This window comes from Nocardia blacklockiae, assembly GCF_015477355.1.
GTDB classification, from domain to species: Bacteria; Actinomycetota; Actinomycetes; order Mycobacteriales; family Mycobacteriaceae; genus Nocardia; species Nocardia blacklockiae.
In genome coordinates this window covers 88923-108966 of the sequence record NZ_JADLRJ010000010.1, presented here as the reverse complement: position 1 = coordinate 108966, position 20044 = coordinate 88923, and the positions used below count along the sequence as shown (strand labels likewise).

21 protein-coding genes and 1 pseudogene are annotated in these 20044 nt (G+C 70.0%); 12 read left to right on the top strand and 10 right to left on the bottom strand.

Annotated elements, in window-relative coordinates:
• Positions 1-296 precede the first annotated feature (296 nt).
• Complete coding sequence (locus IU476_RS26665) at positions 297-1670, top strand: lipase family protein (protein ID WP_324194329.1); 1374 nt, start codon at positions 297-299, stop codon at positions 1668-1670.
• Positions 1671-1767: 97 nt separating this feature from the next.
• Here the strand turns inward: IU476_RS26665 and IU476_RS26660 are convergent, their stop codons facing one another.
• From IU476_RS26660 to IU476_RS26645, 4 genes are all read right to left on the bottom strand, one after another.
• Complete coding sequence (locus tag IU476_RS26660; RefSeq protein ID WP_324194328.1) at positions 1768-3126, bottom strand: lipase family protein; 1359 nt, start codon at positions 3124-3126, stop codon at positions 1768-1770.
• 176 nt (positions 3127-3302) lie between these two features.
• Entirely contained in the window at positions 3303-4850 is a 1548-nt protein-coding gene (locus IU476_RS26655; RefSeq protein WP_195104555.1) for a hypothetical protein, read from the bottom strand.
• 143 nt (positions 4851-4993) lie between these two features.
• Positions 4994-6004, bottom strand: coding sequence for a MerR family transcriptional regulator (locus IU476_RS26650; RefSeq protein ID WP_195104554.1), 1011 nt, complete (start codon positions 6002-6004; stop codon positions 4994-4996).
• A complete protein-coding gene (locus IU476_RS26645; RefSeq protein WP_195104553.1) occupies positions 5998-6675 on the bottom strand; it encodes a HEAT repeat domain-containing protein in 678 nt (225 codons plus the stop codon). The genes IU476_RS26650 and IU476_RS26645 overlap by 7 nt, the downstream gene beginning before the upstream one ends.
• A 271-nt stretch (positions 6676-6946) precedes the next feature.
• On the opposite strand from IU476_RS26645, the gene IU476_RS26640 reads away from it, so the two are divergent.
• Both IU476_RS26640 and IU476_RS26635 read left to right on the top strand, forming a co-directional pair.
• Entirely contained in the window at positions 6947-8059 is a 1113-nt protein-coding gene (locus IU476_RS26640; RefSeq protein WP_195104551.1) for a ferredoxin reductase, read from the top strand.
• A gap of 8 nt (positions 8060-8067) precedes the next feature.
• Positions 8068-9306: a fatty acid desaturase family protein gene (locus IU476_RS26635; protein WP_195104548.1), complete on the top strand. Its 1239-nt coding sequence runs from the start codon at positions 8068-8070 to the stop codon at positions 9304-9306.
• A gap of 54 nt (positions 9307-9360) precedes the next feature.
• On the opposite strand, the gene IU476_RS26630 is transcribed toward IU476_RS26635, so the two are convergent.
• On the bottom strand, positions 9361-10119 hold the full coding sequence (locus IU476_RS26630; protein WP_324194327.1) for a maleylpyruvate isomerase family mycothiol-dependent enzyme: 759 nt from the start codon (positions 10117-10119) through the stop codon (positions 9361-9363).
• A 100-nt stretch (positions 10120-10219) separates the two neighbouring features.
• Between IU476_RS26630 and IU476_RS26625 the strand changes: the two genes are divergently transcribed.
• The 5 genes and pseudogenes from IU476_RS26625 to IU476_RS26605 form a co-directional block, all read left to right on the top strand.
• Positions 10220-10813, top strand: coding sequence for a hypothetical protein (locus tag IU476_RS26625; RefSeq protein WP_195104546.1), 594 nt, complete (start codon positions 10220-10222; stop codon positions 10811-10813).
• 103 nt (positions 10814-10916) lie between these two features.
• Positions 10917-12287: an NAD-dependent succinate-semialdehyde dehydrogenase gene (locus IU476_RS26620; RefSeq protein WP_195104544.1), complete on the top strand. Its 1371-nt coding sequence runs from the start codon at positions 10917-10919 to the stop codon at positions 12285-12287.
• A 39-nt stretch (positions 12288-12326) separates the two neighbouring features.
• Entirely contained in the window at positions 12327-13082 is a 756-nt protein-coding gene (locus IU476_RS26615) for a ZIP family metal transporter (RefSeq protein WP_195104542.1), read from the top strand.
• 107 nt (positions 13083-13189) lie between these two features.
• Positions 13190-13681: a DUF4383 domain-containing protein gene (locus IU476_RS26610; RefSeq protein WP_195104540.1), complete on the top strand. Its 492-nt coding sequence runs from the start codon at positions 13190-13192 to the stop codon at positions 13679-13681.
• A gap of 233 nt (positions 13682-13914) precedes the next feature.
• Positions 13915-14217: pseudogene (locus IU476_RS26605) on the top strand (glutathione-dependent formaldehyde dehydrogenase); the annotation flags it as partial.
• A gap of 9 nt (positions 14218-14226) precedes the next feature.
• On the opposite strand, the gene IU476_RS26600 reads toward IU476_RS26605, so the two are convergent.
• The gene (locus tag IU476_RS26600) at positions 14227-14817 is read right to left on the bottom strand and encodes a TIGR03086 family metal-binding protein (RefSeq protein ID WP_195104538.1); all 591 of its coding nucleotides are present in this window, start codon (positions 14815-14817) and stop codon (positions 14227-14229) included.
• A gap of 117 nt (positions 14818-14934) precedes the next feature.
• The gene (locus tag IU476_RS26595; RefSeq protein ID WP_195104536.1) at positions 14935-15582 is read right to left on the bottom strand and encodes a TetR/AcrR family transcriptional regulator; all 648 of its coding nucleotides are present in this window, start codon (positions 15580-15582) and stop codon (positions 14935-14937) included.
• A 57-nt stretch (positions 15583-15639) separates the two neighbouring features.
• On the opposite strand from IU476_RS26595, the gene IU476_RS26590 reads away from it, so the two are divergent.
• The gene (locus tag IU476_RS26590; RefSeq protein ID WP_228824371.1) at positions 15640-16119 is read left to right on the top strand and encodes a methyltransferase family protein; all 480 of its coding nucleotides are present in this window, start codon (positions 15640-15642) and stop codon (positions 16117-16119) included.
• 16 nt (positions 16120-16135) lie between these two features.
• Here the strand turns inward: IU476_RS26590 and IU476_RS26585 are convergent, their stop codons facing one another.
• From IU476_RS26585 to IU476_RS26575, 3 genes are all read right to left on the bottom strand, one after another.
• Complete coding sequence (locus tag IU476_RS26585; protein ID WP_195104534.1) at positions 16136-16918, bottom strand: acyl-[acyl-carrier-protein] thioesterase; 783 nt, start codon at positions 16916-16918, stop codon at positions 16136-16138.
• A gap of 147 nt (positions 16919-17065) precedes the next feature.
• Positions 17066-17467 carry an ArsR/SmtB family transcription factor gene (locus IU476_RS26580; RefSeq protein ID WP_195104532.1) on the bottom strand — a complete coding sequence of 134 codons (402 nt, stop codon included), beginning with the start codon at positions 17465-17467 and terminating at the stop codon, positions 17066-17068.
• Entirely contained in the window at positions 17464-18117 is a 654-nt protein-coding gene (locus IU476_RS26575) for an SRPBCC family protein (RefSeq protein WP_195104530.1), read from the bottom strand. Before IU476_RS26575 ends, IU476_RS26580 begins: the two co-directional genes overlap by 4 nt.
• Before the next feature lie 127 nt (positions 18118-18244).
• On the opposite strand from IU476_RS26575, the gene IU476_RS26570 reads away from it, so the two are divergent.
• The 3 genes from IU476_RS26570 (at position 18245) to IU476_RS26560 (ending at position 19962) form a co-directional block, all read left to right on the top strand.
• On the top strand, positions 18245-19045 hold the full coding sequence (locus tag IU476_RS26570) for an LLM class flavin-dependent oxidoreductase (RefSeq protein WP_195104528.1): 801 nt from the start codon (positions 18245-18247) through the stop codon (positions 19043-19045).
• 128 nt (positions 19046-19173) lie between these two features.
• Entirely contained in the window at positions 19174-19329 is a 156-nt protein-coding gene (locus IU476_RS26565) for a DUF6131 family protein (RefSeq protein ID WP_195104527.1), read from the top strand.
• A 201-nt stretch (positions 19330-19530) separates the two neighbouring features.
• Entirely contained in the window at positions 19531-19962 is a 432-nt protein-coding gene (locus tag IU476_RS26560) for a DoxX family protein (RefSeq protein ID WP_195104525.1), read from the top strand.
• Positions 19963-20044 lie beyond the last annotated feature (82 nt).

Below are 20044 nucleotides of genomic sequence, written 5' to 3'. Positions count from 1 at the left end.
TATCCACCGATCGAACGCACCGACCCCCGCGACAGTGCGCGAGTTCGGTTAGGCTAACCGGAGTAGCATACCGGACGCTGTTGCACCGACCCGCAATACCGTTCGGTCGGTATCCGACCGGGCATTCTCCCGCGGTCGAGCACACATCTCACAGCACCGGCGCGCGATCCATTGGGACGCGTCACATCTCACCCCGGCCGTTTTAACCGCTGATTACAGTCGCATAAGCAACCGTTTGGTAGCTCCCGGCCGGATGGCTAATCTTTGCGGGTTCATTCGAATCGAGGATGAGGACCGTGAAAACGCTTCCCGCAGTAGTCGTTACCGTGCTCGTCAGCTCAATGGTCCTGCTGGGCGGACACCCCGCGCACGCCGAACCGCCCCTCCCCCCGCCGTCGACGCCGCTACCGGGCGTGGCCGGTCCGTCCCCGCTCCAGCAGTGGATCGACGACACCATCCCCGCGCCGCCGCTGGCCTCCGCGCCCGAGCATCCCGCCGGCAGCGACCAAGCCGCCCTGTGGAAAGCGATCCTGTCCACGCCCACCGGAGACCCGATCTTCGACGCCTGGCCCGACCACCTCGAACAGCTGAGCCCCGGGCAGATCATCGAATCCCGTGACGTCACCACGGCCACGGCCGCGCGCATGGCGACCCCGATCGCCCGCGCCGAGCTGCTGAAGTTCCGGTCCACCTCGGCGTCGGGCACGCCGTCGTTCGGCACCGCTACCCTGATCACCCCGGCGGCCCCGTGGGCCGGGCCGGGGCCGCAGCCGGTGGAGGTGAACGCGCTGCCGATCAACTCCCTCGGCACGCACTGCACGCCCGGCTTCCAGATGTCGCACGGACTGCTCGACAAGCCCAACACCGACCTCACCGTGTTCATGCCGTCCATCTGGTGGGCGCTGGGCCAGGGTCACGCGGTGCTCGTGCCCGACCACGAGGGCCCGCTGATGGCCTATGCCGAACCGAACGTCGCGGGGCACGTGATCCTCGACTCGATCCGCGCGACCCGCACGGCGGACTCGAATCGGTTCGCCGACAGCCACTTCGTGGTCAGCGGCTACTCGGGCGGGGCGATCGCCGCCTACGCGACGGCGATGCTGCTCGACGAGTACGCGCCGGAGCTGGCCGAGGCCGTCGTGGGGGCGGCCGCGGGCGGTCTGGTCACCGACAACAGGAATGTCGCCCACCGCTTCAACGGCAACATCTCCTCCGGGATCCTGCTGTCGGTGGCGCTGGCGGTCGCCCGCGAGCACGCCGAGATGGTGCCGTACATGAATCATCTCGCGCAGTGGGTGGCGACCTCGCCGATCAAGGACATCTGCGGCGACGCCGACGGCCCGCTCGGCGTGGTCGGCTTCCCGATGGACGTCGCGGCCACCGTCGGCAACTCGCTCGAGGGCCCGCTGGCCGACGCGATGTTCGCCAAACTGGACCTCACGGATCGCAAATCCGCTGTGCCGCTGTTCATCTACCACGGCGCGCACGACCCTTGGATTCCGCTCGAGGACGCCCAGCGCATGCACCGGCAGCAGTGCGGCAAGGGCGTGCCGGCCGTCTTCCGAGTCGTGCCGGGCGAGCATCTGATCGGTTACGCCACCGGGTCCCCTCTGCTCGACGACTGGCTGCTCGCGCGGTTGCGCGGCGAGCCCGCGCCGAGCGAATGCTGACCCGCCGCGAAATCCGTTAGCCCGCAACGACAACGCGCCCGCCTGCCCTCCCGACGGAGGAGCAGGCGGGCGCATTCGTCTTACGCCGCCGCCGCGGTTACGAGCACTCGTCGGGAGCGGGCTCCCCACGCAGCCGCGCGTCGATCCAGTCGATCGCACCGCCCGCTCCGCTGATCATCGCGGACACGTGTTCACCCGGCACCGTGCGGAATTCGGCGGGCACGCCGAGCGCGCACTGTTGCCGGTACATCTCGCGCGGACCCTGGATGGGGATCCAGAAATCGTCGGCGCCGTGGTAGATGTACAGCGGCACAGCGGATTTCCGGTCGGTCAGGTCGGTCAGCCGCTCGATGTGCGCGGCGATGTCGCTCTCCAGCGGATTGTCGATGTTCGCGGCGACCTCCATGGGGATGCCGACCGCGCCGAGCGGCCCGTCGGCCTCGCCGCAGATGTTCTTCAGCGGGGAGGTCGCCACCCACTGCGCGAGATTGTTCATGTACCGCAACATCTCCGGGTGTTCGCGCGCGATCGCCAGCGACACCGACAGCAGGATTCCGGAGGCGCTGCGCCCGTTGAACACGTGCGCCACCGCGCCGTAATCGGTCACCAGTCCGCCCACGACCGCGCCCACCAGCACCTCCGACAGTTCGGGCGCGTACTCGCCGAGCAGCATCGTCGTCGCGTAGGAGGCGATCGCCCCGCCCGAGTAGCCGGTCACGGCATAGCGGCTGGCGGCGAATTCGTCCGGGAACAGCGACCGGACGGCCCGGATCGCGTCGAGGGTCATGTGCCCGGCGACGGTGGGCTCGGCGTAGGACACCAGCGGGCCCTCGTGATCGGGGATCAGGATGGCGTGGCCCTTGGTCAGCGCCGTGGCCACGCCCGGCAGGAAGACGTTGATGCCGTTGTTGTCCCGGTCGCCGTGCGCGATCATGTAGCCCGGGGTGCACTCCAGGCCCAGCGCGTTGATCGGCAGCGTGTCCACCTCCACGGGCCGGGGACCGGGCCCGTCCCACGGCGCGGCGGGGACGAGCAGGGTCGCGGTGCCGAACGACGGCGTGCCCGTCGCGGAGGTGGATCGGTACTTCACCAGCAACGCCCGAGCGATCGGGGCGTTGATCAACCCGGCGGCCGTCGCCGTCACGTCGCGGGTCTCGATGACCTCCCCCGGGCTCAGCTGCGCGAGATCGGCGGGCCAGGCGTCGAAGGTGGGGTCGCCGGTCGGGGCGGACAGGATGGCGTGCCACAGCGCGGACCGGTTCGCCCCGGCGGGATGTTCGGGCGACGGGGCCAGTTGCGGTGCGGGAACGGTGTCGTCGATCCATTGCTGGAGCGGCGACGGGCCGGCGATCCCCGGTGGTGGCGGGGTGGCGGGTTCGGCGTGCGCGGGGTGTCCGCACAGCAGGACCATGGAGCCGACGAGCACGGTAATGACAACTGCGGGAAGCGTTTTCACGGTCCTCATCCTCGATTGGAATGAACCCGCAAAGAGTAGCTACCGCCGAGCGTGCTTCCCAAACGCCAGCCTGTGCAACTGTAATCACACTCCGGCGGACACCGCCCCGGCTGTGACGCACACCAAACGGAAGTACCCGTTCGGTAGTGACATCGCCGGGGCGGGGTGCGGCGGCCTCAGTAGCGGAAGTGCCGCAGGATCGGCCCGCACACGTGCCACTCGTCGCCACCGTCGTGCGCCTCGTGCGCAAGGTGGGCGACGTACCACATCACCGTGTCCTGACCGTCGACGTTCTCGCCGTTGAGGTGCAGTCCGAGCTGGTCGTCGGTGGAGGTGCCGAGCGCGCCGCGCAGATCCTCCTCGCCGTGGTAGGCCACGACGGCCACGTCCAGCCGGGAGAACCAGTCGCTGGTCCCGTCGAAGGGTCCCTTGTCGACGAGGAAGCCGCGGTTGGTGGCCTTGTTCAGCACCGCCCACCGATTGTCGCCGGCGTGGGTCGCGGCGACCTCGGTCGTCTTGGGCTGCCACCCCGGACCGTATCCCCAGTCCTGGCCGGTCGGCAGGTGCTGCAGCACAAGGTTGTCGGCCGCGCCGTCGATGTCGAAATCGAACCGCCAGTACACGTGGTGGCGATGGTTGTAGGGATGCTGCAATCCGGCGCTGTACATCTGCGGCAGGATGATGCCGTCGTCGCGGAAGATCCAGCGGTTGAGCAGGCGGTAGCGGCCGATGATGTGATAGCTCTCCACCACCAGGAACCGGAAGCCGTCTCCCGGGCTGCCTTCGTACACCGCGACCGGGCGTTGCATGTTGCCGGTGCTCATCTGGTCCTTGTAGGGCCCGCCGCCCTGGTCGTACTGCACTCGGATCATCGGCACGCTCGCCTTGTACAGCACCTTCTTGCCGCGGTAGTAGACGTCGCGGAAGGCGATGGCCTCGCTGTTGCCGTCGATGACGTCCCAGCCGAACGTCCACACCGGCGCCTCGGGCGGCCAGGACACCGAGCCCGACACGCTGGCCGCCCGTACCGCGGCCCGGCTCGGCCGTGCCCCGACGTACCCGGCCGGCAGTTTGCCCTCCGGGATCACGCCCGCGTCGGCGACGTCGCGGGCGCTCAGGTCGACGATGGCGTACGCGGTGGGGACCCGCCGGTCCTCGGGGCCGAAGCGCAGGTCGACCAGCCGGTGCCCGTGCCGCGCGCTGTGCACGTCGGTCTCCTCGACGATCAGGCCGCGGCCGGTGGCGACGTCGATGCCCGCTCCCGGCAACCGTCCGTCGCGCCGGACCAGGTCGATGGCGTCCTGCTCCTCCTTGTCGCTGACGGCCGGCTGCGTGCGCGAGGTACCCACCCGGACAACGGCTTTCGCGGAGGTGTCGACGAGCGCCTCCACCGTCACGTCGTCGTCGTAGTTGTACAGCACGACCACCGGGTACTCGGTGTCGCGATCGGTCGCCCGGGTGCCGACGCTGATGACGCCGCACCGCTTCCCGGCGATCAATTCGCCGACTTCGCTTGCGGCCAAGGCGATCTCGGGAGCCATGGCAGCGGCCTCGTCGATCGCCTCGAGGCTGCGCGACTCGAATTCCACCGGGGTGGTCGCCACCGGCGGCAGCAGCTCGCCCCAATCCCTGGCGTCGGTGAACTTCGGCTCGATGACCGGGCCCAGGTTCAGCGTCTCGGTTCGCAACAGCCCCGGCGGCGGCAGCAAGAATTTCTCGGACATGGTGATCTCTCGTTTCGGCTGACAAGCACGCGCGGGTGCGCGCTTTCCGCATGCTCCGCCGGGCCTCGCGGGCGCGTCGCGAGTAGACCCCTACCCCAAGTCCGTACGCGCGCGACGATTCGGCGCGGCCGAAGCGCTACCTCTCAGGACTGCTGCTCGTCGAGTGCCCGCACCAGGGCGGTGGCGAGCAACGCGACGGCGCGGTCGTCGTCGTCGGACAACCGCCGCAGGGTGGGCAGCGCCAGCGTGCCCGGCAATTCGGCCAGCGCTTGGGTGAGCCGGATCCGGGCGGCCGGATCGGTTGCGTGCGTGGCGATCTCGTCGTCCAGCGCGGCCATGATCCGGTCCGCCCAGGAGGCGTCCGCGGCCAGCGCGCCGAGCAGTTCGGCCGCCTCGACGTCGTTGGGTCCCGCGACCACCGTGGCGATCAGCGCGGGCACCGCGGCGGTCTCACCCCGCGCGCCCAGCGTGAGCGCGGCGTGCCGGCGGACCGTCTCGTCGGCGTTCCCGAGGGCGGCGGTCAGCAGTGCGGCCGTCTCGTCGCCCGGCAGTTCGGCGAGGGCCAGCACCGCGCGCCGCCGCACCTCGGCGTCCGGCGATTCGAGACCGGACGCCAGCAGCGCCGCGCCGTCGCCGCCCGCGCGGGCGAGAGCCCACCGCAGCGCGCCGGCGACGTTCTGGTCCCGTTCGGCGAGGACGGCCTGGGCCAGCAGTTCGGCGGGCATCGCCGTGTCCTCGGCCGGGGCGAGCACGGCCTGCTGGCGGCGGGCGGCGTGCTCCGACCCGAGGCCGTGCAGCAGTTCGACCAGGCGCAGGACGCTCGGCCAGTCGGCGGGTCCGGCCGCGTCGACCGAGCGGAGCCGGTCGAGCAGTTCGCGCTGCCGCCGCAGTCGTTCCTCGGTCTTGCGGATGAGATCGGCGACCAGCGTGGCCGGGTCGAACGCGGGATCGTCGAGGGCGCGGCCGATCTCGCGCAGCGACAGCCCCAGCGAACGCAGGCCCTCGACGTGGAAGATCCGCCGGACGTCCTCGGGCCGGTACTCCCGGTACCCGCCCACGGTGCGGCCGGTCGGGCGGACCAGCCCGAGGGCGTCGTAGTGGCGCAGCATCCGGGCGCTCACCCCGGAGCGCCGCGCCACCTCGCCGATCAGCACGTCGTCGTCTCCTCCCGGTCCGGTCCGAGCGCGACGACCCGCCGCGCCGCGTCGACGGCGAGATCGAATCCCGCGTCGGGGTCGTGCAGCAGCCGCCGCGTGGCCGCCGCGTGCGCCCGCACCTCCGGGTCGTCGCTCGCTCCCGCCGTGCGCAGCACCGGTTCGATCGCCTCGCCGAGCGCGACCAGCGCCCGGCTCAGGCTCAACCGTAGCTCCCGGTCGCCCCTGCCGAACTGGGTGGCGAGCTCCGCCGCCAGGCGCGCCCGCTCCGCCTCGGGCACGAGGACGACGGCGGCGCGCCAGGCACTGCGCGCCACCTCCTCGTCCGCGTCACGCAGCAACGACGGCGTGATCGCGGACCACGCGCCCGGATCCCCGATCTTGGACAGCGTGTGCAACGCCTGGCTGCGCGCCTGCGACCGCCGGGAACCCAACTCCGCCAGCAGCTTCGGCACCGTGCGCTCCGCCGGGAGGCGGGTCAGCGCCCACGTGAGCATGTCGCGCACGAAGAAGTCCGGCTCGACCGCGCATCTCGCCACGAGCGCGTCGGCGAAACCGGGATCCGCGCGGGTCCCGGCGGTCAGCGCCGCCCGCAGCCGCGTCGACGAATCGCCGGCGCCCAGGGCGTCGAGCAAGCGCGTGTCCTGTTGATTTCCGTCTGTCGAGTTCACGGGGAACCACCTCCGACAGCCAGTGAAGACCTTGTCACAGTGACAAGGTCAAGCGTCCGCGCGAGCCGGTGGATTCGAGGCCCGCCGCCGGGTTATTGCGAAGACGGGACGTCGAGAACGTCGAGCAGAAATCAGTGAACGCATGTCCACCGGATCTGCTGTGTAATGCGGATTTTCGGTTCTCGCGACTCGAATCGCAGGCAGAGCCGTTTCGGTGTACTGTGCCACACTGGAAGTTCAGTGTACGGTTGTACACAGGAGGGTAGCTGTTGTGGACCTGTTGAAGTGGAGCAAGCGTCCCGCGGCGGGGGTCGGCGCGCGCCGGCCGGAGATCAACATCCTGCGCGGGCTGGTGGCTCGGGCGACCACGCCGCTGCTGCCCGACGACTATCTGCGCCTGGCCAATCCGCTGTGGACCGCCCGCGAGTTGCGCGGCAAGGTCGTCGACGTGGTCAAGGAGACCGCCGACACGGCCACCGTGACCATCCGGACCGGCTGGGGCTTCCCGGCCTCGTATCGGCCCGGTCAGTACGTCGGCATCGGGTTGCAGATCGAGGGCCGGTGGCATTGGCGGTCCTACTCGCTCACCTCCATCGGCTCGCCGCGGGACAAGACCATCTCGATCACCGTGAAGGCCAACCCCGACGGCTTCCTGTCGACCCACCTGGTCGACGGCGTCACGCCGAACACCATCATCCGGCTGGCCGCGCCCAAGGGGGATTTCCATCTGCCCGAACCGGTTCCGGACAAGATCCTGTTCGTCACGGCGGGCAGCGGCATCACCCCGGTGATCGCGATGCTGCGCGCCCTCGCCACGCGCGGGCAGACCCCTGACATCCGCCACATCCACTCCGCGCCCACCCGCGAGGACGTCATCTTCCTCGACGAGATGGAGACGCTCGCCGCCGACTCGCGCGGCTACCATCTCAATCTCCAACTCACCAGGGAGCGCGGCAAATTCGACGTCGCCCGGCTCGACGAGTGGGTGCCGGACTGGCGCGAGCGGGAGTGCTGGGCGTGCGGGCCGCCGGCGCTGCTGGACGCGATGGAGTCGCACTACGACAACGGCGGGCTGCGCCACCGCCTGCACGTCGAGCGGTTCACCATCGCCCGCACCGATCACGGCGGCGAGGGCGGCACGGTGCATTTCGCCGTCTCCGGCAAGAAGGCCGAGATCGACGGCGCGACAACGCTTCTCGAAGCCGGGGAGAACCTGGGCATCGCACTGCCCTTCGGATGCCGGATGGGCATCTGTCAGACCTGCGTCGTCCCGCTGGCCGGGGGTTACGTGCGCGACCTGCGCACCGGTGCGGAACGACGCGAAGGAGAACGCATCCAGACGTGCATCAGCAGCGTATCCGGTGAGTGCACGCTCGATTTCTAGGAGACTGTATGGCCATCACCGACATTGATGCCTACGCGCATCTCACACCCGAGGATGTAGAGGCGCTGGGCGCCGAACTCGACGCCATCCGCCGCGAGATCGAGGAATCGCGCGGCGAGCGGGACGCCACCTACATCCGCCGCACCATCGCACTGCAACGCCTGCTGGCGGTCGGCGGGCGCGCGACCCTGATGTTCAGCAACCGGCGGCCCGCGTGGCTCGCGGGCACCGTGATGCTCTCGCTGGCCAAGATCATCGAGAACATGGAGCTCGGCCACAATGTGATGCACGGGCAATGGGATTGGATGAACGACCCGGAGGTGCACTCCTCGTCGTGGGAGTGGGACACCACCTGCCCGAGCGTGCAGTGGAAACACTCGCACAATTTCGTCCACCACAAGTACACCAATGTCGTCGGCATGGACGACGACGTCGGGTACGGCGTCCTGCGCGTCACCCGCGACCAGCCGTGGCACTGGTGGAATATCGGAAACCCGGTCTACAACCTGATTCTCGGGACCTTCTTCGAATGGGGCGTCGCCCTGCACCATCTCGAGGTCGAGAAGCTGCGCAACAAGGAGAAGACCTGGCGGCAGGCCGTCAAGGATCTGCGCATCATCGGCACCAAGGTCGGCAAGCAGGCGGCCAAGGACTACCTGATCTTCCCGGCGCTGTCCGGGCGGAATTGGAAGACCACGCTGACCGCCGACGCCACCGCCAACATCGTCCGCAACTACTGGGCGTATCTGGTGATCTTCTGCGGCCACTTCCCCGACGGCGCCGAGAAATTCACCACCGAGGAATTGGCGGCCGAGGATCAGCCGCGCTGGTATCTGCGACAGATGCTGGGCTCGGCCAACTTTCGCGCCGGGCCGGTGATGCGCTTCATGAGCGGCAACCTCAGTCACCAGATCGAGCACCATCTGTTCCCCGACCTGCCGAGCAATCGCTACGAGGAGATCGCGGTGCGGGTCCGGGAGCTGTGCGACAAATACGACCTGCCGTACACGACCGGTTCGCTCGGCCGCCAATACCTCCAATCGTTCCGCACCATCGCCAAACTCGCCCTCCCGAACGCCTTGCTCTCCGCGACCTCCGACGATGCCCCGGAGACCGCGTCGGAGCTGCGCTTCGCGATTCGCGAAGGCATGCAAACCCATTTCGGCGTCGACCCAGAGACCGGCAGGCGAAAAGGACTACGAACCGCCTTGCGCGAGCTGAAGCACGCGCCGCTCCGCCGGCACTGACCGGCGGCATGTAGCCGCTATCGGCTCGGCGGGAGAAACGCTGGACGCCGCCGGTCAGAATCGGGTGCGTTCGAGCCAGGTCGCGAGGACGGCGGGATCTCCGGTCGTGGCGGGTCCGGCGGCGTCGGCGGGGATCCGGCGCAACAGCAGCAGGAGCAGGTCCGCGGCCGTGCCCCGAATCGTCACCGTCGCCGGGGAACTGTCGTCGGTGCAGGTGAGGGTGTCGCCGGAGCGGTACACGGTCCAGACGTCGCCGGTGTCGGTGGCGCGCACCTGGAGGCTGTGTCCCGCTTCGAGCGGGGGCCGCGCCCGCGTGACCACCGTGACGAGGCCGAAGAATTCCGCCAGTCCGTCCGCCGCGAGTTCCGGGACGATCTCGACCTCGCGGCCGAGGGCGAGGGCGGCGTCGGCGCGGTGCGCGAGCGCCTCGTGCAGCAGCCGCCGAATCCACCACTCCGCGGGCAGCACGATCCCCGCGGTCGTCCACACCGGGGTCTCGGACCCGACGGCGTCGACGGCATCCACCACCGCGCGCGCACCACCACGCAGCCACCGCGCGGCCTCCCCGACCTCGTGCGGCCGCCGCACGCCGGGCACCCGCGCGAACTCGACCCGCTCGGTGGCCCGCTCGGCGATGATCGCCGCCGCCCACCGCGTCGCACCGCCGACGTGCGCGACCAGATTCGCCAGCGTCCACTCCGGACAGGTCGGAATCCGAACCCCGGCATCGTCGGCCGAAAGATACAGCGCCGCAAGCCCATCGGTCTCGCGCAGCAACCCGTCGCGCCGGGCCGCCGGATCGAGTGAGGTCACGGAATCGACAGTAGCCGCGATACGGCCCCGCGCGTAAGTGTCACGGAGTTCACGCCGAATCGGGGGCCGAAACCGCGACGGCCTCGGGGATCATTGGTCGGTGGATCTCGAGGAAATCTCCGGTCGCGCTGCGGAACTCGCGACGCTGGTCGGTGCGCCGACGCCGCATGTGGCGGCAGGGAAGGTGCCGAACTGGAGCCTGGGCGGGATACAGCCCCGGTTTCGCAAGCGGCAGCCCGTCCTGGTGATCGGGTCGGCGTTCGGCACGCTCTCCGCCGACGAGCAGTGGGCCGCGCTGGCGGGCGCCGTCGCGACCCTGGGCGTGCTGTGGGAGACCCGGCACCGGCCGGTGGTCGGCACCCTGCTCGTGGTGAGCGTGCCGTACCTGGTGCTCTCCTTTCTCGGCGGCGGCGTCGACGGAAGCCTGGAGATCTGGCAGTGGGCAGACCTGGGTGTGATCGTCCATATCGTCGGATTCGTTGTGGCGCAATTGCTCTGGACCAGGACCATCGCCTGTCACGTGGACCGCCGCATCGCGGAAGTCCTCGGCCGCGAGTTGTCGGACCTGGTGCTGGACCTCGACGAACGCAGCCGCGCCCGAGCCCGCGGCATCACGCGGATGCTGCTGTGGCTAACCCTGCCGAGCAGATCCCGCCGCGAGCGCGCCCTGTCGCGAACCCGCACCGCCTCGTAGGCGAAGGCCGAGCGGCCCGTGCGTAGCCCCCGGTGTGCGGGGTAGTGCGCCGACGTGGCCTACCGGGCCACTCGCACCCGACGCTGACATGGAGGAGCGCGTTGTGAGCAGCTATGTGACGACGAACCCGACCACCGGCGCGACCGAGCGTGAATTCCCGGGCCTGGCCGACGACCGGATTCCCGGTATCGCGGCGCGTTCCGCCGCGGGATTCCAGAGCTGGCGGCGCACGCCGGTGGCCGAACGCGCGGCCGCGCTGGCACGGACCGCGGACCTGTACGAGAAGCGCGCGGCCGAGCTGGCGGCGGTGATCACGCGAGAGATGGGCAAACCGGCGCAGCAGGCGGCGGGCGAGGTGCAACTGTCCGCGGACATCTATCGCTGGTACGCCGAGCACGGCCCCGACCTGCTCGCCACCGAACGCCTCGACCCCCAGGGCGCAGAGGAGTCGGTGGTGCAGACCTTGCCGATCGGGCCGCTCGTCGGCGTGATGCCGTGGAACTACCCGTACTACCAGGTCGCGCGCTTCGTAGCACCGAACCTGTTGCTGGGCAACACGATCGTCCTCAAGCACGCTTCGATCTGCGCCGCCTCCTCGCAGCTGATCGCCGAGGTCCTGCACGAAGCGGGCGTCCCCGACGACGTGTACATCAACGTGTACGCGAGCGCGGACCAGGTCGCCGAATTGCTGGCGCGGCCGGAGATCCGCGGGGTGTCGCTCACCGGCAGCGAGAAGGCCGGCGCGTCGGTCGCCGCGACGGCCGCGAAGAATCTGAAGAAATCGGTCCTCGAACTCGGCGGCTCCGACCCTTTCGTCCTGCTGGACACCGAGGACATGGACCGCACCGTCCGCATCGCCGCGCAGGCGCGGTTGTCGAACGCGGGTCAGGCGTGCAACTCGCCGAAGCGCTTCATCGTCCTCGACGAGCTCTACGACGATTTCGTGCGCGGCCTGGTGGCCGAGTTCGAGCGCGCGGTCGTCGGGGACCCGGCGGATCCCGACACCGAGATGGGCCCGCTGTCCTCGGTGTCGGCCCGCGACACGGTCGCCGAGCAGATCGATACCGCGGTGCGGCAGGGCGCGACGCTGCGCACCGGCGGCTCCCCCGGCGACGGCGCGTTCCTCTCGCCCGCGGTCCTCACCGACATCACCCCGGAGATGGACGCCTACACCGAGGAGATCTTCGGACCTGTCGGGATGGTCTACCGCGCGGCCTCCGTGGACGACGCGGTGCGGATCGCCAACGACGTCGGCTTCGGCCTGAGCGGCTCGGTGTGGAGCACCGACCTGCCCCGGGCCACCGAGGTCGCCGACCGTCTCGAGGTCGGGATGGCCTACGTCAACGAACACGGAACGACGTTGCCCGGCTTGCCTTTCGGCGGCGTCAAGCGCTCCGGATACGGACGGGAACTGGGCCGCTGGGGCATGGGCGAGTTCGTCAACGCCAAACTCCGCCGGACCGCCGCCCGCTGACCCGGACGAGTTCATGAGCCAGGTGTGCGGAGTGATGCGGTGACGGGTGTGTTCGAGGCCGGCGGCTGGGGTCTGCTGGCCGGTTCGGCGTTGCTGATCGGCGCGGTGGCCGGCTATCTGGGCCGGATACCGACCCGGTTGGTCGCGGCGGTGATGGCCTTCGGTAGCGGTGTGCTGTTGTCGGCGGTGTCGTTCGAGCTGATCGGCGAGGCGCACGAGCGCGGCGGCATGGCGTGGACGGCGGTCGGGGCGGTGAGCGGGGCGCTGCTCTACACGGGCGCGAACGTGGCGCTGGCCCGGCACGGCGCCCGCCACCGCAAGCGCTCAGGCGACCAGCAACCGTCCGAGGCACAGCAGTCGGGTTCCGGGACCGCGATCGCGCTGGGCGCGCTGCTCGACGGCGTACCCGAGTCGATCGTGATCGGCACCAGCCTGCTCGGCGGCGGCTCGGTCAGCGCGGTCACGGTCGCGGCCGTGTTCGTGAGCAATATTCCGGAGGGCCTGTCCAGCGCGTCGGGTATGCGGCGCGCCGGGCGCGGCCGCGGCTACGTGTTCGGGTTGTGGGCGGGGATCGCGGTAATCAGCGCACTGGCGGCGATGCTCGGATACGGCGCGCTCGGCGGTGCGCCCGCGGCGGTGCTCGCCGCGATCACCGCGCTGGCCGGTAACGCGATCCTGACGATGATCGCCGACACCATGATCCCGGAGGCGTTCGAGGACGCCCAGCTGTGGATCGGCCCCATCACCGTGGCCGGTTTCCTCCTCGCCTTCGCGCTGTCCCACGCCGCAGGCTGACCGATCGCCCCGGTGCCTGTTTTCGCCGAACACCCGAGGGTAAGTCGCCGACATCGACGGCAGCACCGCGTGCGCTGCCGTACAGCCGATTCGAAAGGCCTCCCGTCATGACAACCTTCGACGCGCATACGCATCGGCGCTCCGTCGTCCAGTTCGGCTCGCTGGCGGTCGGCGCGGTGTTCCTGCTGGTGGGCATCCTGGGCTTCATTCCCGGCATCACCACCGACTACGACACTCTGACCTGGGCCGGTCACCACACCGACGCGAAACTGCTCGGTGTCTTCCAGGTATCGGTGCTGCACAACATCGTGCATCTGCTGTTCGGCGTCGTCGGCCTGCTCGCCGCGCGCACAGCCGTCACCGCACGCGGCTTCCTGCTCGGCGGCGGCGTGATCTACCTGCTGCTGTGGTTGTACGGATTGCTCATCGACCGGTCCAGCGACGCCAACTTCGTGCCCGTGAACAACGCCGACAACTGGCTGCACCTCGGCCTCGGCGCCGGCATGGTGCTACTCGGGTTGATCCTGCCCCGCGCGACCGGCACCCGCCACGGCAGCGCCCGCCCCGGCACCGTCGGCGGCCCCAGCCCGGCCGCCTGACAGGAGAGTTCATGTCCTACCTCGACAAGGCCGTACGCCGGCTGACCGCCCTCGCGGGGAAGGCCGTGCAGGTCGAGTCCCGCGGCGGGCGCGCCCGGACGCTCACGATCGGGGTGCCGGTGGCCGAGGCCGAAAGGTGTTGGCGCGACGCCGAACAACCTCGGCACCGAGGTGACCCTGCACGCGCGCACACCGCTACCCGACAGTCTCACCGGCACAGCGGCTTTCGCGGTGCTCTACCGCTGCGGCAGGCGATCTTGGCCTGCCGCAAGGGCGGCACCGTGTCGGTCCTGGGCATCTACGGCCTGACCGACAAGTTCCCGATGGCCGCACTGACCAACAAGAGCCTCACCCTGCGCACCGCCCAGCAGCACGGCCAGCGGTACGTGCCGCGCATGCTCGACTACCTCCGCCAGGGCGACCTGGACCCGTCCTACCTCGTCACCCACGACATGCCGCTGGAGGACGCGGCACGCGGATACGAGCTGTTCAAGCACAAGTACCAGGGTTGCGTCCGGGCGGTCTTCCGCCCCTGACGCGGCGGGTCAGGCCTGCCATTCGGGGTCGCGGCCGAGGTAGCGCAACAATGCGTCGACATCGCCGGAGTCGTTGCCGCTCAAGGCTTCCGCGAACGCGAAGCCGCGCAGCGGGTCGGCCAGGGTGTGTGCGACCGGCAGCAGCCGCCGGGCCAGTTCGGGTGTGAGCGGCGACGGCTGGCCGGACGCGACCGCGAGATCCCAGGCGTGCACCGCGGCGTCGAGCGCGCACGCCCCGACGCCCATCTCCGCGGTCAGCTTGTTCGGCGGGATCGGCACCGAGACCTCGGCGGTGTCGGCGGGAACCGTCGCCCACGCGGCGGCGGCCGCGGTCGTCGCGCGCTCGATGACGGCCTCGGCGGGTTCGGCGAGGGTGCCCGACGGCGCGAAGGGGTTCTCCTCCGGACCGGGCCCGCCGGTGAGGAACGCCGCGTACGCGACCTGATCTCCCGCCGCGTGCTGAATCACCTGCGCCACAGTCCATTCCGCGCAGGGCGTCGGCCGGAGCAGGTCCGCCTCCGTCAGCCCGCGCACCACGGTCCGCAGCGCGGTGTGCGCCTCGTCCAGCACGGTCCACTCGGTCACGGTGTTCTCGGTCATCTTCTCGCCTCTCCTTCGGGCCGCGCTCTCCGTGGCCTGTTGTTCCCAGTCTAACAGAACGGAATGATCCATTCCACTACTTTTTTCTGCGATACCACCGAGCCGTGCGTTCCGTCGCTACTTTCCGCCCTCGACCAGGATGGCCGCCGCCACCGACTCGACGTACCAGCGCTCGAATTGCGCCGGGCTCCACCCGCGCTGCCGGACGAGCCACTCGAAGTTGCGCACGTCCATGGCCAGCCACAGCACGTCGACGATCATGTCGCGGGAGTAGTCGGGGCGGAGTTCGCCGGTCTCGGCCAGGTCCGCGGCGAACATCGTCATCCCCGCTCGCCGCTCCTCCCGGTTCTTCCGCAGGATGTCGGCCGCGTCCCGGTCGACGGCGGCGGCGCTCTCGACCGCGAGCATGATCTCCGCCTCCCGGGCATGGGTGCTCGCGAGATGCGTTGCGTACCTCGCCAATTTGGCGCGGGCGTCGCCGAGGGCACGGATGTCGTCCACGAACTGCCGCCGGGCGAGTTCGGTCGGCTCGTCGTCGCCGGCGATCGTCACGTCCACCAGGTCCGACAGCAGCGTCTTCTTGTTCCCGAAGATCTTGTACACCGTCTGGACCGCCACCCCGGCCTCCCGCGCGACCGCCGCGAGGGTGGTGGCGCCGTAGCCGGCGGACACGAACAGGGTCCGCGCCGCGTCCAGCACCGCCAGCCGGGTCCGACGCGCCTGGTCCTGCCGGTGCGCCGACTCGTATCGCCTCTTGACAACCACCGCATCAGAGTAGTCATCTATTAGATAGAGTTTCACTCTATCGAAAGTGAGCCGATCATGGCCGCCAGCTCCGTCTCCGAACGCGGCGCACACGTCGTCTACATCCCGCCGCCGCTCTACTACGCCGCCGCGCTCGCGGGCGGCATCCTGCTGAACGAGGTCCTGCCCCTCTCCCTCGGCGGCGGCCTCCCGAGGGCCGTCACCGGGGCCGTAATCGGCGCGGCAGGCGTGCTGTTCACACTGTCCGGCGCTGCGGCGGTCGTGCGGCACCGCACGACGATCGTCCCGCACCGACCGGTCTCGACACTGATAACCACCGGCAGCTACCGCTTCTCCCGCAACCCGATGTACACGGGCCTCGCCGCGGCCGTCCTCGGCTTCGGCATCCTCGCCGACACCTGGTGGCCGCTCCTCCTACTCCCCCTCGCGCTCCTGCTCGTCACCCGACTGGTCATCGAGCCCGAAGAGCGCTATCTCACAACACGTTTCGGCCAGGTTTACGCCGACTACCGCACCCACGTCCGCCGCTGGCTCTGATCCGGCGCGGACCGCTCTAAGCGGTGAGATTCGATTCGATGCGGGCCAAAGTGCGTGCGCTGCCGTCTACTTCGAGTTGTACGTGCAGGGCGGAGTCGGCGTGCCAAGCGCGGACGAGGACGTCGTCGCCCGCCATGACCGGGCCGGCGTGCTCGAGGATCACCCGGTAGGGCAGGGCCTGGCTGTCGGGGAAGCGCGCCATCGCCTCCTCCACGGCCTCCCAGTGCACGGCGTTGTTGACGTGGCCGTAGCGGTCGATGTCGGTGACGCGCAACGGGAACGGCCACACCTGTGCGTCGATGCCGGTGGACTCGCGCAGGGCGGCGCGCCACCGCAGACGGTGTTCGGTGGTGGCCGCGAGCATCGGCGCCATGAAGCGGTCGGTCATGCGGGCGGGTCGCGCCCCCTCGATGTCCACGTGGATGAGGAACATCTCGGTCTCGATCAGGCCACCGTCCTCGCCGCGCACCTGAATCCGCATGTTGCACCAGCGATTCGACAGTGCCGACGGCCACCGCCGCAGGTGCACCCGGTCGCCGAACGCGATCGGCCGCAGCACGTCGATCACGGTGCGGCGCACGATCCACCCCGGATGCAGCTCCCCGTCCTCGACGACCTTCAGGTGGTCGTACCCGATGTCCTGCAGATACCGCGCCACGGCGTCCAGCCGCAAGCGCTCGTCGCCGTCGGTGTCCCCCAGCCGCACCGGCCACTGCTCGTGAAACGCCCGATCCTCGTCCGGGCACGGCGGCAGCGGAAACGCGATCCGGGCCAGGCTGTCGGTGGCGGTGACGCCCATACACACTCCTTGTCGCGGGTTCCGCGCGAGCGTACCCACCGCACCGCACAACCCTCGGCCCGACACGGTCCGGCATGTTCCTCCGATCCCACCTGCCGTAGCGAGCGCCCACCGCGCACGAACCGCAGCCGCGCACGAGAGCGAACCTCAGGCCCCTTCGGCTCGTGTCTCCTCCGGCAGGTCGGGGATATCCCTGCGGCGAGCGCGTTTACCGCGGGCGATCTCGGTGGCGAGGGCGTCCATGGGTTGGGCGAATTGGGTGAGGGGCTCGGCGAGGAGGGCGAGCCAGGCTCGGGCGGCCGCTATGCCCGCCTGGTCGAGGGCGTAGAAGCGGCGGGTGCCCTCGGCGCGGACGGTCACCAGGCCCGCGTCGCGCAGGATCTTGAGGTGCTGGGAGACGCCGGGCTGGGAGATGCTCGCCTCCCGCTGGACGGCGGCCACGATCGCGCCGGCGGGCTGCTCGCCGGTGGTGGCGAGCAGCTCCAGCACGGTGCGGCGGATCTGGTCGCCGAGCGCGTCGAAAATTCGCGCCTGCGACGCAGCGGTCAAGAATTCGAATCCTCGGGCTCGATGGTGTAGAAATCCGTCGTCCGCTCGGCGGCCGCGCGGGCCTGCGCGAGGTCGTCACCGGCGGCGGCCGCGGCGTCGGCCCAGCTCGCCGCGGCGGCCCGCACGAAGGCCCGGCCCTCGGGCGTGGTCGGGAAGGCCGCGCCCGCCTCGGGATCCACCGCCTCGCCGCTCGACAGGTGCAGGCCCAGCCCCATCAGGGCCAGGTCCCAGCCGACGCCCACCGCGCCGGGCCCGAACTGCGCCCACAGATCGGGATCGACGTGCGCCTCGTGCACCAACTCCAGCACGGTGCCCTCGCCCTCGGGCGTGAGCGTGACCGTCAGCCACGACACCTGCGGCCCCATCTCCCAGGTGACGGCGAACCGCTCCGGCGCCTCGCACCGCTCGACGACACCACTCGCATTGCCCTCCAGCGCGTACCGACCGCCGACCCGCAGATCTCCGCTGACCGGCAGGAACCAGCGCGGAATCCGCTCGCTGTCGGTCAGCGCGTGCCACAGATCTTTCCGGTCGGTGGCGTATGTGCGCCGCGCGACGGCGATTTTGGTGGGCGCCCCCTCACGGGTGCCGTTGCGTACCTCCCGGACCACGAGTCCGGCCACTTCCACGGGATCGGTCAACAGTGCCATCGCGTCCTCCTTCATAAGTTTTGACTTATATTATACCTACGGCGTACCGATGCCAACGACCATGGAGCGATCCAGGCTGTGTCGCGTCGGCCGGCAGGCTCTCGCCGACCGCAGAGAGGAGTACGGCATGACGAGACCATTCCGATTCGGGGTCGTCGCCCCGCTCATGACCGACCTACCGGCGTGGCGCGACCGCGCGCGCCGCATTGCCGACAGCGGCTACTCGACGCTGCTGGTCCCCGATTTCCCGCTCACTCAGCCCGCGCCCGCCCCGCTGCTGGCCACCGTCGCCGCCCTGACCGACCTGCGCGTGGGCACCTGGGTGTACGCGTCGCCGTTCCGCTCCCCCTGGCTGACGGCGTGGGAGGCGCATTCGCTGTCGCTGCTGACCGACGGGCGCTTCGAGCTCGGCATCGGCACCGGTCGGCCGGGCATCGAGGACGAGCTGCGCGACAAGGGGATTCCTGTCCCGTCGCCGGGTGAGCGACTGAACCAGGTGCGCGAAACCGTCAGGGCGTTGCGGGAATTCGACGGCCCGGACCTGCACACGCCGGTCGCGATGGCCGTCCTCGGACCGAAGGCCCGCGCGCTGGCGGCCGAGGCCGCCGACACGGTGACCTTCGCGCTGGGGCCGCAGTCCCGAGACGAGGTCGAGCGGCTGGCACGCGAATTCCGCACCGAGGACGTGGAACTGGCGCTCGCCGTGCCGGTGATCGGCGACTACGTCGCGCCGCACATGGCGCCGCCCGACACCGACCCCGCGGCGCTGCGCGCGGCGGGCGCGCTGGCCATCTTGCCGGACGACCCGAAGGCCGCCGTCGAGGAGATCCAGCGGCGACGGGAGGAGCTGGGCTTCTCCTACTTCGTCTTCGGCGCCGACTACGCCGAGAGGTTCGCGCCGGTGGTCGCCGAACTCACCGGACGGTAGCCGGGCGCACTCCTCCTGTTAGGTCCGCGGATATCGGGGTATTGCGGGTTTGGTCGGCACGAGACGCTCAGGCGCCGAGTGCTGGAAACGATTGCCGTACAGATATTTTCGGAGTGAGGAAGTACGCCATGCTTACCATCGGAGTCATTCTCCTGGTCCTCGGGTTCATCTTCAACATCCCGGTCCTGTGGACCTTGGGCATCATCGCCCTCGTGGTCGGGGCGATCCTCGCGCTGCTCGGCGCGGTGGGCCGCCCGGTCGGCGGGCGAGCGCACTATTACTGAGCGCCATCGCCGCACGTGCCCGAAGAATGCACTCCGGCAACAGGAGTGGGCCCCGGGGATCGTCCCGGGGCCCGCTCGTGTCCGAGGGACGACGCGTTCCCGAAGAATTTTCGCGGACAGCGATGAATCCTCGGACGAGGCTCCGTCTCTTCTGGTGAACGCGCCACCAACCCGGCGCGACCGACCAGAAGGACCGAAGAAATGACCACCGCCAACGCCGCTGCCACCTTCACCGCCGACGCCGTTCCCGGCAAGATCCGCCACCGCGTCCTGTGGACCCTGCAGATCGTGCTCGGCCTGTTCTTCGTCATCGCCTCCGGCGGGCCGAAGCTCGTGATGCCGACCGCCCTGGCGGAGAACGCCTCCGCGAATCTGACCATCCCCCTCGGGCTGCTGATCTTCATCGGAGTCGCGGAGGTCGCCGGCGGTATCGGCCTGATGGTGCCGCGCCTGACCGCCCTGGCCGCCGTCGGCTTGGCCGTGCTCACCGTGCTCGCCGCGGGCACGCAGGCCTTCATCGCCGACAAGCCCGCGATGGCGATCTTCCCGCTGGCCCTCGCCGCGATCTTCGCCTGGATCGCCTACGAGCGCCGCGCCACCCTCACCGACCTGCGCGGCTCGCTCGCCCGGTGACAACTCGATAAGTACGACCGGCGATCGGTGGGGCCGTCCACCGATCGCCGGTTCGCGTGTTCCCGGATCGATCGCCCGTCGG

What these genes read in the sequence shown, in the direction of transcription:
- IU476_RS26570 (WP_195104528.1), top strand. Translation starts at nt 18,245, where the DNA reads ATGACGAGACCATTCCGATTCGGGGTCGTCGCCCCGCTCATGACCGAC.
- IU476_RS26585 (WP_195104534.1), bottom strand. Translation starts at nt 16,918, where the DNA reads ATGGGCGTCACCGCCACCGACAGCCTGGCCCGGATCGCGTTTCCGCTG.
- IU476_RS26655 (WP_195104555.1), bottom strand. Translation starts at nt 4,850, where the DNA reads ATGTCCGAGAAATTCTTGCTGCCGCCGCCGGGGCTGTTGCGAACCGAG.
- IU476_RS26610 (WP_195104540.1), top strand. Translation starts at nt 13,190, where the DNA reads ATGACAACCTTCGACGCGCATACGCATCGGCGCTCCGTCGTCCAGTTC.
- IU476_RS26635 (WP_195104548.1), top strand. Translation starts at nt 8,068, where the DNA reads ATGGCCATCACCGACATTGATGCCTACGCGCATCTCACACCCGAGGAT.
- IU476_RS26560 (WP_195104525.1), top strand. Translation starts at nt 19,531, where the DNA reads ATGACCACCGCCAACGCCGCTGCCACCTTCACCGCCGACGCCGTTCCC.
- IU476_RS26575 (WP_195104530.1), bottom strand. Translation starts at nt 18,117, where the DNA reads ATGGCACTGTTGACCGATCCCGTGGAAGTGGCCGGACTCGTGGTCCGG.
- IU476_RS26590 (WP_228824371.1), top strand. Translation starts at nt 15,640, where the DNA reads ATGGCCGCCAGCTCCGTCTCCGAACGCGGCGCACACGTCGTCTACATC.
- IU476_RS26600 (WP_195104538.1), bottom strand. Translation starts at nt 14,817, where the DNA reads ATGACCGAGAACACCGTGACCGAGTGGACCGTGCTGGACGAGGCGCAC.
- IU476_RS26565 (WP_195104527.1), top strand. Translation starts at nt 19,174, where the DNA reads ATGCTTACCATCGGAGTCATTCTCCTGGTCCTCGGGTTCATCTTCAAC.